The organism is Bacillus sp. LLTC93 (genome assembly GCF_002993125.1).
GTDB lineage: Bacteria > Bacillota > Bacilli > Bacillales > Bacillaceae > Bacillus > Bacillus zhangzhouensis.
The window spans coordinates 1-16,940 of record NZ_PVME01000006.1; the positions used below are offsets into that span (position 1 = coordinate 1).

Genomic DNA, 16,940 nt, shown 5'->3' on the forward strand with positions numbered 1-16,940 from the left:
CCCGTCCGCCGCTAACATCCGGGAGCAAGCTCCCTTCTGTTCGCTCGACTTGCATGTATTAGGCACGCCGCCAGCGTTCGTCCTGAGCCAGGATCAAACTCTCCGAAAAAGTACAAAACCGAAGTTTTGTTTTTCGCCAGTTTGACTGACTACCTATGATGTTTCATAGGATTTTTTTATAAAAACTCGAATTAACAGGTACGTTTTGTCTTGTTTAGTTTTCAAAGATCATGTTCGTTATCGCTCAGAGGCGACTTTCTTAATATAACATTTGAGCACCTTGTGCGTCAAGTGTTTTTTAGAATTTCTTTTTGTCAGCTTTTCTTTCAAAGCAACTCGGTTGCTCATTAGCGACGTTTAATAATATACCATCATAATATTCATGCGTCAATATCTTTTTTCACAAAATATCCTCGATGATAGATTTTTTGTCCCTTTGTCTCAATTGGCTCCACTTGAACAATTCCTTTTTCCACAAAGAAATCAATCATGACGCTAAGGTCAGGCGTGAAATGCTTAAGGTCAGGATGTGCAAGAAGCTCGCCAAAAAGCCAAATATCCTGCTGCTCCATGACATGACGTAAATGAGCGGCACCAATTTCTGCTTTTGAATGGATCAAAAAATCATTCGCTAAAAATAACAGTTCTAAACGTTTATGCAGACTTTCGTGGCTTTCAATCAGTTCTGAATAAAGTTTATACACTTCAGGCTCCATATGACGCACTTGGTTCCAAACCGTCACTTCTGGGTGGAAGCCTTTATCAATCACTTCAATACGTGCCAGATGATGCAGGGCATGCACAATGGAATTATATGCATCAAGGAATTGATTTGATTCAAAAAATGCTTTTCCTTCTATATATCTACGAATGAGCTTACCATATTCTAAACCGATTTTGAGCTTACGGTGTGAGAACGGGAATGTACTCAGTTCATCAATCAAGTTGAAAATATATTCATTACGATCAAATAGGACTTTTCCATTCAAAATCCAATCAATGATTCGGCGGTTAGTGCCGAGGGTAATCCATTCCTTCAACTGATCATCTGTGACAACATTTAAAGAAGCTGTTTGGTGATCGGATTCATAGTGTTTGATAAATAATGGCTCTTCCGCTTCTTTTACAATGACAAGAAGTGCTGCATCAAAGTTATCCGTCTCAGAAGATACTTTATGTCTTCTTTCTACTATAATCACAGCTAATGTATCTGGATGGCTTGCTCTCTCTTGATAAATAGGACGGAGAAGATTTTCCATAGTGATTCCTCCAATACTCGGGTGTAGGGTTCTTCTCTAATGCTATGTATTTCTCCTCATAGAATCAAAATTCCTTCAATACATGAAAAAAGATCATTGAATCATTATAAGCAATTTATTCACAAAACTCTATAACTAATTCAAACGGAAAGGTAAAATGTGCTATATTGGAGATAAGGGGGGCTAGGGATGGCGAAATACTCCAGTAAGATTAATAAAATCAGAACATTTGCACTTAGCTTGGTTTTTGTCGGCTTTCTGATCATGTATATCGGTGTGTTCTTTAAGGAATCGATCTGGCTGTCGACTTTTTTTATGCTGCTTGGCGTCTTATCGATCGGATTAAGTACAGCCGTTTACTTTTGGATTGGCATGCTTTCTACGAAGGCGGTACGAGTTGTTTGTCCAAGCTGTGAGAAGGAAACAAAGGTGCTCGGACGAGTGGATATGTGCATGCATTGCAGAGAGCCGCTTACTCTCGATCCAGCATTAGAGGGTAAAGAGTTTGATGAATCCTACAATCGAAAAAAGTCATAAAAATAAGCTGACCATTCAAATGGTCAGCTTTTTCATTAATGATTTTCTTTTTTCGCACATTCTTGACAAGTTCCATAGATCTCCAAGCGATGATGACTGACTTTAAAGCCCGTCACATGGGATGCAAGCTGTTCAACTTCATCAAGGCCAGGATAGTGAAAGTCAACGATTTTTCCGCAATTTTCACAAATCGCATGGTAATGGTCAGATGTCGCAAAATCAAATCGGCTTGAGGAATCACCATACGTTAATTCCTTTACTAATCCAGATTCCCTGAAGACTCGTAAATTGTTGTAAACCGTTGCTACACTCATATTTGGAAATTTCCCTTCAAGTGCTTTATATATATCGTCCGCGGTTGGGTGAGTCATAGAATTTACGAGAAACTCCAAGATGGCATGGCGCTGCGGAGTAATTCGAACACCGGTTTCTTTTAGAGCATCTAAAGCGTCTTTTAGTTCGTGAGCAGCCATTTCATCATGCACCTCTCTTCAAAAATATTCTTATATTATAATCTTTATAAATAGTGTACCCCCAGAGCCGAAACTTTGTCAATTACAATCCTCTTTTTTACCTATTCTTCTTTACAAAAAAGATCGGCATGTCTGCCGATCTCATCCTGTGATGTGATTAAGCGTGAGCTTTCAATTCCTCTAACGCTTCTTCTACGTGGTCTTTCACCTTTACTTTTCGCCATTCTTTCACAAGCGTTCCTTCTTTATTAATAAGAAACGTTGATCGTTCGATTCCCATGTATTCTTTGCCAAAGTTCTTTTTCAACTTCCATACCCCGAAGGCTTCAGACAATTTCTGTTCATTGTCTACAAGAAGCAGGAAAGGTAAATCATGTTTTTCTTTAAACTTTTGATGCTTGTCCTGACTGTCTGGGCTTACGCCAATTATGACGGCATCTAATTCTGCAAAGCTTTGATGACGGTCGCGGAAATCGCATGCTTCTGTTGTACAGCCTGGTGTCATATCTTTTGGATAGAAATAAAGGACAATGTGTTTTCCTTTAAAATCAGAAAGCTTTATTTTCTCCCCATTGTCACCGGTTAATTCAATATCAGGTACTTGCTGCCCCACTTCGATTGTCATGACACAATCCCTCCTACCTATTTTTTAATTAGCCTATCCAATTTCGATAAGATATTCAACTAAGGACGCTTGCATCGGCATGTTAAAATAATGATAGACGACGTGATACGTTGAGATAGGAGGCTATTTATGAAATTCACAGAATCAGAAAAATTACATCAAGAGGCGCTGGAACATATTGTAGGAGGGGTTAACAGCCCATCTCGTTCATATAAGGCAGTAGGCGGCGGATCACCCGTTGCAATGGAAAGAGGAGAAGGCGCATATTTTTGGGATGTTGACGGAAATCGATATATCGACTATCTGGCAGCATACGGACCAATTATTACAGGCCATGCTCATCCTCATATTACAAAAGCCATCACGAAAGCGGCTGAAAGTGGTGTCCTTTATGGAACCCCAACGAAGCATGAAGTCACATTTGCGAAAATGCTGAAGGAAGCTATGCCTGCTTTGGATAAAGTTCGTTTTGTCAATTCAGGTACGGAAGCTGTGATGACCACGATTCGTGTAGCTCGCGCTTATACAGGCAGAACAAAGATCATTAAATTTGCCGGGTGCTACCACGGTCACTCTGATCTTGTGCTAGTGGCAGCTGGCTCTGGTCCTTCCACTTTAGGAACGCCTGATTCAGCGGGCGTACCAAAGAGCATCGCCAACGAAGTCATTACCGTTCCATTTAATGATATTGACAGCTACAAAGAAGCATTAGATCGCTGGGGCGATGAAGTAGCGGCTGTCCTTGTTGAGCCAATTGTCGGTAACTTTGGGATTGTGGAGCCTAAGGATGGTTTCTTGCAGCAGGTCAATGACCTCACTCATGAAAAAGGCGCACTGGTGATCTATGATGAAGTGATTACAGCTTTCCGCTTTATGTATGGCGGTGCACAGGACTTGCTTCAAGTAAAACCTGACCTCACTGCCTTAGGTAAAATTATTGGCGGCGGCCTTCCCATCGGCGCTTACGGCGGAAAAAAAGAAATTATGGAGCAAGTCGCCCCTCTTGGACCAGCCTATCAAGCTGGCACGATGGCAGGAAATCCTGCGTCCATTCTTTCTGGTATTGCATGCTTGGAATTGTTAAAAGAAGACGGAGTCTACGAGCGTCTTGATCAGCTTGGCGCTATGTTAGAAGAAGGAATTTTAGCCCATGCCAAAAAACATCAAGTAGATATTACAGTGAATCGTTTAAAGGGTGCGCTCACGATTTATTTTACAAAAGAAACAATTGTGAACTACGAGCAGGCTGAAAATACGGATGGCGAGATGTTCGCGCGCTTCTTCAAATTGATGCTCACGCAAGGTATTAACCTTGCCCCTTCTAAATATGAAGCTTGGTTCTTAACCATCTCACATACTGAAAAAGATATTTCTGAGACATTACAAGCGGTAGATCATGCGTTTGAACAGCTGAAAAAATCATAATCGAGTCAAAAACAGACGTAAATCCATGCGTCTGTTTTTTTATTGATCAGCTCTTGATTGTCAAAAGCGAGTGAATCTGTTACATTTTTTCTCAATACCTTCTTTTGATGTTTTCATGAACTTTCAAAAATCACTTGAATATTTCGGAAGACCGCTGTATATTACTTAGTTGTTTCATCAAAATATTTATAATAAATGACAAGTGATCATCTATTATCAAAAAGAAAGGAATGCAGGGACAAAACCAATGAAACTTGGAGCCCGTATTTTAAAAACCGGTATTGCCATTGTACTCGCGCTTTACCTGGCAACATGGCTTGGGTTGCCAACGCCCGTCTTCGCGGGAATTGCAGCTGTATTTGCTATCCAGCCATCTATTTATCGATCATTTTTAACGATTGTTGATCAAGTGCAAGCGAATATTATTGGAGCAGCACTTGCCATTACGTTCGGTCTGCTTTTCGGCACAGGACCCGTCATTATCGGTTTAACCGCCGTCATGGTCATCGCCATTAATTTAAAGCTGAAGATTGAACACACGATTCCGATTGCACTTGTAACCGTCATCGCGATTTTAGAAAGTGCGGGGGATCATTTCCTTTCCTTTGCCTTAATTCGAACAGCTACTGTGGTGCTAGGGGTTCTTTCTTCATTTTTAGTGAATTTAATCTTCCTGCCGCCAAAGTATGAAACAAAGTTGGTTCATCACATTATGGAGAATACGGAGGAGATTTTAAAATGGATCCGTCTGAGCTCCAGACAGTCTACTGATCATTCCACTTTAAAGGATGACATCGATCAAATAAAAGAACGTATGATCAAATTAGATCACATTTACTTGTTATACAAAGAGGAACGAAGCTATTTAAAGAAAACCACGTATGTAAAATCAAGAAAGCTGGTTTTGTTCAGACAGGCGATTATGACGTCGAATCGAGCTCTGTACTTACTGAAAAAGCTTCATAAATTAGAAAATGAAATTCATTTGATGCCAGAGCATTTCAGGGAAAGCTTAACTGATGAAATTGATTATTTACTCTATTGGCACGAGCGCACCTTGATGAAGTTTGTCGGAAAAATGAAGCCGCAGGACGATGACTTTCAAAATGAATGCTCGCTTCGCCTTGAAACATTAACGAAATCATTTATTCAGCATCAGCAAAACCAAGAAAACGACTTGCTCGATTACAATATGCTGAATGTGATGTCCAGCATCATCGAATACCGTGATGAATTGCAGCATTTAGATACATTGATTACAAGCTTCCAGACGTATCACCCAAAAGACAGTGAAATCGAGACAGAAGAAAAAGAAGCATAAATAGAAACGACCGATTCCTAGAATCGGTCTTAGATTGTTGACAAAGGGCTAAAATGATCTTGATTTTAGCCCTTTGTCTTCTTTTCAGCGTGATAGAAAACCTTTGCAGTCTAGGAAGGGCGAGTACCGGCGCGGAGCGAATTTGACATTCGTGAGCACCGGAGCAGAGACCTGACAACGAATGCGAGGGTTTGTCCGCGCGCTGAGACCGATTCCCTAGAATCGGTCTTATTTTATTTTCTTCATTTTAGGATCGAGTGTGTCTCTTAATCCATCTCCCATCAGATTAAAGCCAAGAACCGTCAGCATGATGGCGATCCCTGGGAAGAATAAAGTCCATGGGGCTTGAACGAGATAAGGCCTTGCATCGGCGAGCATTTTCCCCCACTCGGGACTTGGCGCCTGTGCACCCAATCCTAAAAAGCCTAAAGCTGCCGCTTCGATAATCGCCGTTCCGATCGCAAGCGTCGCCTGTACGATGACCGGCACCATACTATTTGGCAGGATGTGACGCAGCACGATGCGGCGTTGGGACATCCCAACTGCCTTGGCTGCTAGCACATATTCTTCTTGTTTAATGCTTAGCACCTTTGAACGAACCAGCCGCCCAAAAGTCGGGACGTTAATAATCGCTATGGCAATAAGGGCATTTTGTAAGGAAGGGCCTAAGATGGAGACGATAGCAATGGCTAATAGAATGCTAGGAAAGGCGAGTAAAATATCAAATAGTCTCGAGATTACAGCATCCAGCACTCTTCCCCCATAACCTGCCATCAATCCAAGCAATGTGCCTAAAATGACTGATCCGAGCACCGAGAAGAAACCAACCCATAATGAAATCCGTGCTCCATGCACAACTCTTGAAAATATATCTCTGCCGAAATCATCCGTACCAAACCAGTGCGCGGCTGAAGGTGCACTAAATCGCTCACCGAGTGATTGTTCGTTGATTCCATAAGGAGCAATGAGCGGTGCGAAGATCGCTAGGATGAGAAATAAAAAGACAATCACACTGCCAATGACCGCCAGTTTGTGCTGAAAGAACTGCTTCGTCGATTCAAGAATCAGTGATTGAGAGCGTTCTTTTTTTAGCTGAGGTGCATGAAACTCTTTTTGCGCTTCCATGTTGTCACTCTCCCTTCTCTAGTATTTAATTCTTGGATCAATGACCGCATACAATATGTCCACAATGAAATTGATGAGCACAAATATGAGCGCAACAACAAGAATGCCAGTTTGAATGACAGGGTAATCACGATAGCTGATCGCATCGTATATATACCGCCCAATTCCCGGCCAAGCAAAAATGGTTTCGGTTAAAATCGCTCCGCCAAGCAAAAGACCTGTCTGAAGACCAATAATCGTCAAAATTGGAATGAGCGCATTTTTCAGCCCATGCTGATAAATGATGAAAAACGAACGGACACCTTTTGCTTTTGCCGTTCGAATAAAATCGGAATGAAGCACTTCCAGCATACTTGCCCTCGTAATCCTAGCAATTATCGCAGCAGGAATGGTTGCAAGAGCTGTACTTGGTAAAATCAAATGTTTGATGCTGTCAATGAATTGATCAAACCGGCCTTGCAAAAGCGTATCTAGCGTATGAATATACGTAATCGACTCCACTGGATTCCTGACGTTTTCTCGGCCTGTTGTCGGCAAAATACCTAATTCGATCGAGAACAGCCACTGCCCCATTAAACCTAACCAGAAGATAGGCATGGACACCCCAATGAGAGCAATAAACATCGCGACATAATCAAAGAAAGAATGTTTAAACCAAGCACTAATGATTCCAGCATTCACTCCCACGAAAATCGCCAGCACCATTGCAAAAAATGTCAGTTCTAACGTCGCAAATAAGTAAGGTTTCATTTCCTGGGCAATAGCCGCTCCTGTTCGAATGGAAGTCCCTAAATCACCTTTTAAAAGGCCCAGCATGTAATGGCCGTATTGAACGTACCACGGCTGATTCAAACCAAGCTGGATCGTTAATTGCTCTACTGCTTCTTTTGTTGCCCGCTGCCCTAAGATGACCTGCGCTGGATTCCCCGGTATAAACCGAATAATCGAAAACACGACCAATGTCATTCCGATCAGTACTGGGATGAGCATCCCTGCTCGTTTCATACAATAAGCAAACAAACAGCTTTCACCGCCTTTTGATTTGTTTGAATAAGGGGGATAAAATTCTCCCCCTTATTTGCTTATTCGAAATACACGTCAGTCAAAGCTTCTGAACCAGTTGGGTGCGGCTGGTATCCTTTTAAATCACTAGTTGCTGCGAGCATTGGAATTGAATGCACCAATGGAATCCAAGGCGCTTCGTCATGAATGATCTCTTGAGCTTTTTTATACAGTTCATTTCGTTTCTTTTGATCTGTGTCTGTTTGCGCTTCAATTAAAATGTCATGCATTTTATCATTTTGAAAGAATGTATAGTTGTTGCCGCCGATGCTGTCTTCGTCCAGTAGTGTGTAGATGAAGTTATCAGGATCGCCATTGTCTCCTGTCCAGCCTAACAAGAACACATCCGCTTCCCCTTTACTTGCTTTATCTAAATAAGTCGCCCAGTCATATGTCACAATTTCTGCTTTGACGCCAACCTTTTCAAAGTTTGACTGAATGACTTCTGCTACCTTCATCCCGTCAGGCATATATGGACGCGGCACAGGCATTGCCCAAAGCTTGATGCGAAAGCCGTCAGGGAAGCCTGCTTCTTTCAATAGCTCTTTCGCTTTTTCTGGATCATATGGATATGGCTCTATGTCGTCATTGTAGCCTTCTAAAGAGGGCGGAAGCGGATTTTTCGCTGATTCAGCAAGTCCGCCATAAAATGACTCAATGATGGATTCTTTATCGACCGCATAATTGAGCGCCTGACGAACCAGCTTGTTATCAAGCGGCTTTCTCGTCACTGTCAGTCCGATATAGCCTACGTTCATCGATGGTCTTTCAATGAGCTGGAGCGCTTTGTCGGTTTTAATGCCATCTAAATCTGACGGATTCACGCCATCCATTAAATCGATTTCTCCTGTTTTCAGCGCATTTAAACGGGCTGAGTTTTCAGGAATGGAGCGGAAGATGATTTGATTAAGTTTTGGTTTATCCTTTTGCCAGTAATTTTCGTTCTTTTCTAAGACAATGCGGTCGTTTTGCTTCCACTCTTTAAACTTGAATGGTCCTGTACCAACTGGATTTTCTCTAAATGAATCGCCACTTTTTTCAACAGCCGCAGGACTTGCGATCCCGAATGGAGACATGGCAATGTTTTTCAGAAACGTTGCCTGCGGGCGCTTTAGTTGAAATTCAATCTCATGCTCACCTTTGACGATGATGTCTTTAATGACATGTCCCTTATCTTTTTTATAGCCGCCAAACATGCCGTAGTAAGGAAATTTCTCTGCATCGCCATTCATCCAGCGGTCAAAGTTGAATTTGACTGCTTCTGCGTTAAAGTTTGTGCCATCGTGAAATTTCACACCTTCTCTTAAGTAGAACGTGTACGATTTTCCGTCCTTTGCAACATCCCATTCTGTAGCTAGGCCAGGATGGATGGTCGTGTCTTTCTCACCGTAATTCAGCAGCTTTTCAAACATATTCTCGGTGACCTTGAAAGTTTCACCTTCTGTCGTTGTAATCGGATCAAGTGAAGTGGAGTCTCCTCCTCTACCAAATACGAGGGTGTCTTTTGTTGCCTTTTCTTCTGATGTTGGTGCGGACGAACATCCTCCTAAAAATAACGCAAGTGCCAGCACAAAAATGAAACTACTGAATAACCTTGTCTTCTTCATTGTGTTCCTCCTTTTGATATAAATAGCAGGCAGCTGCGTGTCCAGTTTCCTCCTCATACAAAGAAGGAACAGCTTGCAGGCATTGCGCCCATCTTTTCGGACACCTTTTGTAGAAAGGACAGCCACCTTCTACCGCCATAGTGGACTCTTCAGCTGCCACATCTTGCGACTCTAGCACGTGATCCATATGTGGAATGGATTTCAGAAGCAGCGAGGTATAGGGATGGAGCGGCTTGTGAAATACGGCTTCCGCAGGACCCATCTCTACAATTCGGCCGGCATACATCACGGCAATCCGGTCACTCATATACCTGACAACGCCAAGATCATGGGAAATAAACAAATACGTCAGAGAAAGCGTCTTTTGCAATTCGAGCATCAAATTCAAAATTTGCGCTTGAACGGATACATCTAAAGCCGAGACTGGTTCATCGGCAATCACAAGGCTTGGATGAGTGATGAGTGCTCTGGCAATACCGATACGCTGCCTCTGGCCGCCGCTGAATTGGTGCGCATAACGGTCTCCATAGGATGGATCAAACCCAACAATGTGCAGCATCTCTTTTACCCGCTTCTGCCTTTCTGCTTTCGTCCCGTGTTTATGAACAAGAAGCGGTTCCTCTAAAATATCTTTGATTTTCATACGTGGATTTAAGGAAGCGTATGGATCTTGAAAGATCATTTGAATGTCTTTTCTTAAGGAACGCATGTCTCGTTCTTTCAGAAGTGTCACTTCTTGCCCTTTCAGTTGAATAGAGCCTGAAGTCGGTTCAGTCAATCTCATTAAGCTTTTGCCAAGCGTTGATTTTCCGCAGCCAGATTCGCCAACAATGCCAAGCGTTTCCCCTTCCTTCAAATGAAAGGACACTTGATTTAACGCCAAGGTCGTGTGTTTATTTTTAGAAAAAAAAGCTGATGTCTCATAACGTTTTGTCAGCTGATTCACTTGCAAGAGTGGGTGACTCAGTGTCTTCTCCTCCTTCCATTAGAAAACATGCCACGCGATGATTCTGTTCAATGGATTGTAAGGCTGGGGTTTTTTCTAGACATTGCGGCATTTGATATGGACAGCGTGGTGCAAATTGACAGCCGGACTGGATGGCCCCGGGCTTAGGTACGTGACCCGCTATAGAAATGAGCTTTTCTTTTTTCTCTTTAAATGATGGAACAGAGGCGAAAAGGCCTTTTGTGTAGGGATGCAGAGGTTTTTGAAAAATACGGTCAACGGTTCCTTCTTCTACGATTCGACCGGCATACATAATCATGACACGCTGGCATATTTGTCGCACGACACCTAGATCGTGGGTAATAAATAAAATAGCGGTGTCCATCTCTTCGTTTAACTTTTTGAGCAAACGAAGAATTTGTGCTTGGATGGTGACATCAAGTGCAGTCGTCGGTTCATCTGCAATCATGAGCTTTGGGTGACAAAGCATGGCCATCGCAATCATCACACGCTGGCGCATGCCGCCTGATAATTCATGTGGATATTTTTTGAGTAACGATTCTGCTTGTTTCAATCCAACCGTCTGAAGTAGATTGACCGCCTTGACTTTTGCTTCTTTTTGGCCGATTGCTTGATGCGTGAAAAGAGCTTCGGTCATTTGCTTGCCAATGGTCATTAATGGATTCAAAGAGGTCATTGGCTCCTGGAAAATCATCGAAATGTCATTTCCCCTCACCTCTCGCCACTGTTTCTCCGAAAGTGACAGCAGGTTTTGACCTTCGAATTGAATCTCACCCGTTGTTTCTGTTTGCTGATTCAATCCCATTAATGACATCGACGTGATACTTTTCCCGCAACCAGATTCGCCAACAATGCCTAAGGTTTCTCCTTTTTGAATCGAGAACGATATGTGATGGACGATCGGGACTCTCTGCTTTTTTTGCTGAAACGCAATGGATAGCTGTTTGACATCTAGCAATACGTCTTGTTCTTTCACATATTCACCACCCCGTCATACTTTTTAAAATTGTATTGAGACAAGCTGGGAAATATGTCATGTTTTTGACAAGCATAAAAAAGCCTATCCGCTAGAATCGGATAGGCTTCTACTAATTTAATGTTTGAATGGTAAATAGATGGCGATAGTGACTGTCTCGGTTCATTAATTCTTCGTGTGTTCCTTTTTCCACAATTTCACCTTGTTCCATGACGACAATTTGGTCGGCATGGGTAATGGTCGTTAAGCGGTGCGCGACAATAAAGGTTGTACGGTCCTTAGCTAGCTTTTGCATCGCTTCTTGAATATAATGCTCACTTTCTAAATCAAGTGCAGACGTCGCTTCGTCTAAAATGAGGAGCGGCGGATTTTTGAGAAAAACCCTTGCAATCGAAATCCTTTGTTTTTGACCGCCTGACAGCTTCACGCCCCGTTCTCCTACCTTTGTGTCATACCCTTCAGGAAGAGACATGATAAATTCATGGGCATTTGCCGCTTTGGCAGCCGATACGATTTTTTCAAAAGACGCTTCCGGGTCTCCAACAGCAATATTTTCTTTAATCGTGTCGCTGAATAAGAATGTATCCTGCAGCACCATTCCGACTTGGTTTCGAAGGCTTCTCGCTCGGTACTCTTTTATATCAATGCCGTCAATTTCAAGTGACCCGTTTGTGACATCATAAAATCTTGGAATTAAGCTGACGAGCGTTGACTTCCCTCCACCGCTCATTCCTACAAGCGCAATCGTTTGTCCTTTTTCTACTTTTAAGGAGATATTATGTAAAATCTCTTCCTGTGTATGTTCATAGCGAAACGACACATTTTTAAATTCTACCTCTCCTTTTAAATCGTTGGCTTCTTTTGCATTTGGCCGATCTGTTACCTCATAAGGCTCATCGATAAACTCAAAAATACGATCCATTGACGCAACCGACTGGGTTAAAGTCGTCGATGAGTTAATGAGACGGCGAATTGGATTATACATCCGGTCAATGTAGCCGACAAAGGCAATCATTGTCCCAATCGAAAGCGATCCATTAATTACCGTATAACCTGCAAAAGCAATGATGAGCAGCGGTGCAATGTCTGTGATGGTATTGACGACTGCAAATGTTTTGGCATTCCAATTTGTGTGATTGATTGCTTTGTTTAAGAAATTCTTGTTTTCACCGTGAAAATTCTCTTGTTCATACTCTTCAATCGCAAAGCTGCGAATAACAGGCATTCCTTGTACTCGTTCATGGAGATGTCCTTGCACTTCAGCCAGTGCCTGTGACCGCTCTTTTGTCAGCTTGCGAAGCCGTCCATAAAAATACTTCACAGCTATCGCATAAAGCGGAAAAATAATGACAGATACGATGGTGAGCTTGATATCCAGTGTACACATAATGGCAATGACAATAAGGACTGTCATCAAATCAAGCCAAATGTTCATCAATCCTGTAATGACAAATTCCTTCGTCTGCTCAACATCGTTGATCACTCTTGAAATAATTTCGCCTGTTCTCGTGTTGGCATAATAACGAAGGCTTAGCTTTTGAATATGCGAGAACAGCTTTTCACGAATATCAAACAATACCTTACTGCCAGTCCACTGTGCATAATATTGTCTATAGTATTCGACAGGCGGCCTCATGACTAAAAATATAACGAGCATGATGCCCATAATGATGAGTAGAGATGATGTCTTTTCTTCAGGCGACCCCGAGCCTTGGATGACATCATCAATGACATACTTTAAAAGCAGAGGCAAGGTTAAGGGAATCGAGAACTTGATCATTCCGATGACCATTGTCAATGCAATCTGTTTTTTATACGGTGTAACAAAAGCCATGTAGCGTTTAATGACCCCCATGTAAATCTCCTTCCCAATCTATCAGCGCCTCTTATCCGTACGCAGTCAAAAACCTGTTAGCTTATGTAAAGCCAAACAGGTTTTTGCTGCTCTTGCTTATTTTGTATAATGTAAAAAACGTTCATACCACATATCCACAAATTCAGGAGCAAACGGACCTTTCCGCTGGTGAATCCAATGCAGTAATGTATTCAAATGCTCTCTTAAGATACTATCGATTTCTTTTGGATAATTCATTTGCCTCTTGTGGTCTGCATATTCATCCTCATCCAAAATATTGTACGTCATGTCTGGAAAGACTTTGACATCTAAATCGTAATCAATATACTTAATTGCCTCTTCGTCTGTCGCAAAAGGAGAGCTAATGTTGCAGTAATAATATACCCCATCATCTCTAAGCATCCCAATTACATTAAACCATTGTTTTGCATGAAAATAGCAAATAGCCGGTTCTCTCGTCATCCATGTCCGGCCATCGGATTCAGTCACCATTGTACGATCGTTTGCACCAATGATACACAATTCCGTTGCTTTCAGAATGGTGGTTTCATTCCAAATCCTGTGGATCAAGCCATTATGTTTATAGCTTTGAATTTGGATGGTTTCTCCTTCCTTGGGATAGCCCATATTTTCTCCCCTACTTTCTATAACAAACAAACCTAACAGTCCAAAGACCTAATTTCCCAACTAAACATGTCTCTATTATATTATACCGTTACATAGTAAAAAAATGAAATGAAAAAGCCATTCAACCCAATTGAACGGCACACTTCATTACATCAAGGTTGAACTCTGTTCCATCTGTTTATATGACTTAATCACCTGTTCTGTCTGTTTTGTAAATAATGTTTGGACTCTTTTCAGTTCTTCCCGTTTCTGTTTGATTTGATGATGAAGCCTATGCCACTCTTCCTTTTTTTCATCCTGCAGCAATCGTTTCTCTGTCTCTAAGCACATATCGAGCTCCCCTTGTACATCAAGCAGCTGATCCATGAGCTGCATTTGTTCTCTCACAAGCTGATCAAAATCAGACATCTAACTCCTCCCTTTCAATCGGATCCACTTTTTGTATCTATACCATTTCTTGAAAGAATGAAGAAGTCCTTTGACTGTTTATGTAGAGGTTTTACAGGTTTTGTCGGATGGTGGTGACAGGCAAAAAGAAAAGCACTTCATTCGTAGATGAAGTGCCTTCCTCTGTTTCAGTGATTAGCTGTTTTGTTGTTTGTTTTGCTCAGCTTTTTGGTTATATTTTTTTACTTGCTGTGCGTCAGTCTCGCTAGCAAATTCAGTACCATATTGACCTTGAGCAGTAGCTTGGTTTTGTTTTTTCACTTGTTGTGCGTTTGTTTTGTTTTGTTGTTTATCCATCATTATCACCTCCACGCACATTAATTTGTGCAGAAGGTGTACTTCCTATTCATGATTTTTTAAACAAGCAAAGAACGTCCGCCATCTACAATGATGGTTTGTCCTCTAATCATGTCTGCCTTGCCTGATACAAGGAATTCCACGCTGTCGACCATGTCTTTAATTTCTACCATTCGGCCAGCAGGAGTGTTTTTCTTCGCGTCTTCTAAAAGTTCTTCCCGGTTCGGGAAATGTTTGAGTGCATCTGTGTCGATCGCGCCGCCTGATACTGCGTTCACGACAATATTTTTTTGTGACAGCTCCACAGATAGATAACGCGTCAATGCTTCTAATGCTGCTTTTGATACGCCGACTACTGTGTAATTTTCAAGATAGCGAATGGAACCTAATGAGCTAATGCTGACGATATGCCCGCCGCCGTTTTTCTCCATTAATTTGGCTGCTTCTTGTCCGCAGAATAACAAGGCTTTCGCATTGATATTCATCGTCCAGTCCCAATGATTTTCTTCAAGGTCCATGATTGGACGCTGAACACCTGATGCCGCATTGTTGACAAATATATCTAAACGGCCAAAGGTTTCGTCGATTTGCTGAAACATATCTTTTATTTTCTCTGGCTGACCTACGTTGGCTTTGACAACCAATGTTTTAACACCCATCGCTTCAATTTCTTCCGCTGTTTCAAGTGCGGCTTTTTTGCTTCTCGCATAGTTAATGACAATGTCATATCCTTTTTCAGCTAGGCGAAGGGCTACTTCTTTCCCTACACCTCTGCTGCTACCTGTAATTAATGCACATTTACGTTGACTCATTAAGGTTCATCTCCTGATTTGAATAGTTTTCGTCCATTCGCTTCACACTAATAGGAAAGTTCCTATTAGGAGGTTACATTCATGTATGTCGGACGCGATTTAAGCCAGCTTGGCATGATGTCCAAGGATCAATGGAAAGATACTGAACTTGCTTACTTTCATCATGCTTTCCAACAAATTTTACCTTATTTAAACGAAGAAGGGCAATCTAAGTATCGAGAAATCATTTCTGAAATCGAAAACCGCGGGGGTCTGCACCGAAATGAAGCCGATTATACCCACGGTACAACGGTTAAATATGACTAGGCTGTTCAAGTGCCATCTTCCATATTTTTTGATGTGAGACTGGCAAAGCATATGCCTCAAATTCTTCTGTTGTGACTTTTTTCAGCATCGTGTCATCAGATACAGAGGTCACACGTCCAAAGAAAACAGAAATATTCCAGATGAGGTGGGTAAATACATGCTGAATGGTGCCTTCTAAATCACCAAGCTCGGCCTGTACACCCGCCTCCTCTTTTAAGAAATCCATTAGCTGCTCTTTTTCCGTTTTTCTTCCCTTCATCGTTTCCAAGTTAGGGAATTCCCATAAATTCGCAAGAAGGCCTGTACTTGGCCGCTTATGAATATAGAGGTTGCCTGCGTCATCAAATAACACCGCTGCTGCCATTGATTTTGCAGTCGGTTTTTTCTTTTTACTTTTCACTGGGAGCTCATGTTGAACGCCTTCTTCGAGTGCCGAGCAATGCATGTTTACAGGGCAAATGAGACATGCAGGGGATGTTGGGGTGCAAATGAGCGCACCTAACTCCATCAGCCCTTGATTAAATTCTGACGGCTTTTCCCGGGAAATGAGCTGATCGACCGCAAATTCGAAAATGTTTCTCGTTTTGGGTTTTGCAATGTCATCCCATATGGATAAGATCCGAGAAATGACCCTCATGACGTTACCGTCTACCGCAGGGTACGGCTTGTTATAGGCGATACTCAGTACTGCGCCGCTCGTATACGGTCCTACACCTTTGAGCTTTGAAAATTGTTCTTTCGTATCAGGGACAACGCCCCCATAGGATTCATAGACTTCTTTCACAGCTGCCTGTAAATTACGCACTCGTGAGTAGTAGCCAAGACCTTCCCATGCTTTCATGACCTTTTCTTCATCAGCTAAAGCAAGATCTTTCACCGTCGGGAATTGCTCCATAAACCGGTTGAAGTACGGAATCACCGTATCCACCCTCGTTTGCTGAAGCATCACTTCTGATACCCAGACGCGGTATGGATCTTGATTTTCACGCCACGGAAGTGTTCGTTGTTCTTTTTCATACCAATCAATTAAATCATGCTGAAAACCCGCAATATCTTTGCGGTCCAGCTTTTCTTGAATGTCTTTCATCTTTATACTCCTTCTCATTGAACCAAGGGCTAACGTTCTGAAAAGAACCTTATTTGTTGTATACTGTTTGTAGATACGTTAACATGTTACATTAAATCAAGACAAAGCAAAAGTGATTTTGCACATAGTCTT

Annotated in this window: 17 protein-coding genes, 1 rRNA gene and 1 pseudogene; 4 read left to right on the plus strand and 15 right to left on the minus strand. The window is 42.0% G+C overall.

Annotation, left to right across the window (positions count from 1 at the left end; all coding sequences use genetic code 11):
• Both C6W18_RS16050 and C6W18_RS16055 read right to left on the minus strand, forming a co-directional pair.
• Positions 1–109: ribosomal RNA gene (locus C6W18_RS16050) — 16S ribosomal RNA — on the minus strand; the annotation flags it as partial.
• 271 nt (positions 110–380) lie between these two features.
• On the minus strand, positions 381–1,259 hold the full coding sequence (locus tag C6W18_RS16055; RefSeq protein ID WP_034323005.1) for a nucleotidyltransferase-like protein: 879 nt from the start codon (positions 1,257–1,259) through the stop codon (positions 381–383).
• Positions 1,260–1,448: 189 nt separating this feature from the next.
• Here C6W18_RS16055 and C6W18_RS16060 point away from each other — a divergent pair, with 189 nt between their 5' ends.
• Entirely contained in the window at positions 1,449–1,796 is a 348-nt protein-coding gene (locus tag C6W18_RS16060) for a YgzB family protein (protein WP_034323008.1), read from the plus strand.
• 35 nt (positions 1,797–1,831) lie between these two features.
• Here C6W18_RS16060 and perR read toward each other — a convergent pair whose 3' ends face one another.
• Positions 1,832–2,269, minus strand: a complete 438-nt coding sequence (gene perR / locus C6W18_RS16065) for a peroxide-responsive transcriptional repressor PerR (protein ID WP_012009347.1) — start codon at positions 2,267–2,269, stop codon at positions 1,832–1,834.
• A 157-nt stretch (positions 2,270–2,426) separates the two neighbouring features.
• The gene (bcp, locus tag C6W18_RS16070) at positions 2,427–2,894 is read right to left on the minus strand and encodes a thioredoxin-dependent thiol peroxidase (RefSeq protein ID WP_034323010.1); all 468 of its coding nucleotides are present in this window, start codon (positions 2,892–2,894) and stop codon (positions 2,427–2,429) included.
• A 129-nt stretch (positions 2,895–3,023) separates the two neighbouring features.
• Between bcp and C6W18_RS16075 the strand changes: the two genes are divergently transcribed.
• Both C6W18_RS16075 and C6W18_RS16080 read left to right on the plus strand, forming a co-directional pair.
• Positions 3,024–4,319, plus strand: a complete 1,296-nt coding sequence (locus C6W18_RS16075) for a glutamate-1-semialdehyde 2,1-aminomutase (RefSeq protein ID WP_034323013.1) — start codon at positions 3,024–3,026, stop codon at positions 4,317–4,319.
• A gap of 247 nt (positions 4,320–4,566) precedes the next feature.
• Positions 4,567–5,640, plus strand: a complete 1,074-nt coding sequence (locus tag C6W18_RS16080; protein WP_034323015.1) for an FUSC family protein — start codon at positions 4,567–4,569, stop codon at positions 5,638–5,640.
• A gap of 228 nt (positions 5,641–5,868) precedes the next feature.
• Here the strand turns inward: C6W18_RS16080 and C6W18_RS16085 are convergent, their stop codons facing one another.
• The 10 genes and pseudogenes from C6W18_RS16085 to fabL all read right to left on the minus strand — a co-directional run bounded on the left by C6W18_RS16085 (position 5,869) and on the right by fabL (position 15,415).
• Positions 5,869–6,765: an ABC transporter permease gene (locus tag C6W18_RS16085; RefSeq protein WP_105928224.1), complete on the minus strand. Its 897-nt coding sequence runs from the start codon at positions 6,763–6,765 to the stop codon at positions 5,869–5,871.
• 18 nt (positions 6,766–6,783) lie between these two features.
• The gene (locus tag C6W18_RS16090; RefSeq protein ID WP_105928225.1) at positions 6,784–7,785 is read right to left on the minus strand and encodes an ABC transporter permease; all 1,002 of its coding nucleotides are present in this window, start codon (positions 7,783–7,785) and stop codon (positions 6,784–6,786) included.
• A 62-nt stretch (positions 7,786–7,847) separates the two neighbouring features.
• A complete protein-coding gene (locus C6W18_RS16095; protein WP_105928226.1) occupies positions 7,848–9,434 on the minus strand; it encodes an ABC transporter substrate-binding protein in 1,587 nt (528 codons plus the stop codon).
• Entirely contained in the window at positions 9,409–10,386 is a 978-nt protein-coding gene (locus C6W18_RS16100; protein WP_105928227.1) for an ABC transporter ATP-binding protein, read from the minus strand. Before C6W18_RS16100 ends, C6W18_RS16095 begins: the two co-directional genes overlap by 26 nt.
• A complete protein-coding gene (locus C6W18_RS16105) occupies positions 10,355–11,377 on the minus strand; it encodes an ABC transporter ATP-binding protein (protein ID WP_105928228.1) in 1,023 nt (340 codons plus the stop codon). Before C6W18_RS16105 ends, C6W18_RS16100 begins: the two co-directional genes overlap by 32 nt.
• A 112-nt stretch (positions 11,378–11,489) precedes the next feature.
• On the minus strand, positions 11,490–13,232 hold the full coding sequence (locus C6W18_RS16110; RefSeq protein WP_105928229.1) for an ABC transporter ATP-binding protein: 1,743 nt from the start codon (positions 13,230–13,232) through the stop codon (positions 11,490–11,492).
• Between the two features lie 96 nt (positions 13,233–13,328).
• Positions 13,329–13,859, minus strand: a complete 531-nt coding sequence (gene ntdP, locus C6W18_RS16115; RefSeq protein ID WP_012009337.1) for a nucleoside tri-diphosphate phosphatase — start codon at positions 13,857–13,859, stop codon at positions 13,329–13,331.
• Between the two features lie 147 nt (positions 13,860–14,006).
• On the minus strand, positions 14,007–14,267 hold the full coding sequence (locus C6W18_RS16120) for a YgaB family protein (protein WP_105928230.1): 261 nt from the start codon (positions 14,265–14,267) through the stop codon (positions 14,007–14,009).
• A 174-nt stretch (positions 14,268–14,441) separates the two neighbouring features.
• Positions 14,442–14,588: pseudogene (locus C6W18_RS16125) on the minus strand (gamma-type small acid-soluble spore protein); the annotation flags it as partial.
• A gap of 74 nt (positions 14,589–14,662) precedes the next feature.
• Positions 14,663–15,415 (minus strand): enoyl-[acyl-carrier-protein] reductase FabL, encoded by a 753-nt coding sequence (fabL, locus tag C6W18_RS16130; RefSeq protein WP_003217873.1) that lies wholly within the window; start codon positions 15,413–15,415, stop codon positions 14,663–14,665.
• 81 nt (positions 15,416–15,496) lie between these two features.
• Here fabL and C6W18_RS16135 point away from each other — a divergent pair, with 81 nt between their 5' ends.
• Entirely contained in the window at positions 15,497–15,721 is a 225-nt protein-coding gene (locus C6W18_RS16135; protein WP_044139672.1) for a hypothetical protein, read from the plus strand.
• On the opposite strand, the gene mutY is transcribed toward C6W18_RS16135, so the two are convergent.
• Complete coding sequence (gene mutY / locus C6W18_RS16140) at positions 15,708–16,808, minus strand: A/G-specific adenine glycosylase (protein ID WP_105928231.1); 1,101 nt, start codon at positions 16,806–16,808, stop codon at positions 15,708–15,710. The genes C6W18_RS16135 and mutY overlap by 14 nt on opposite strands.
• Positions 16,809–16,940: the final 132 nt, after the last annotated feature.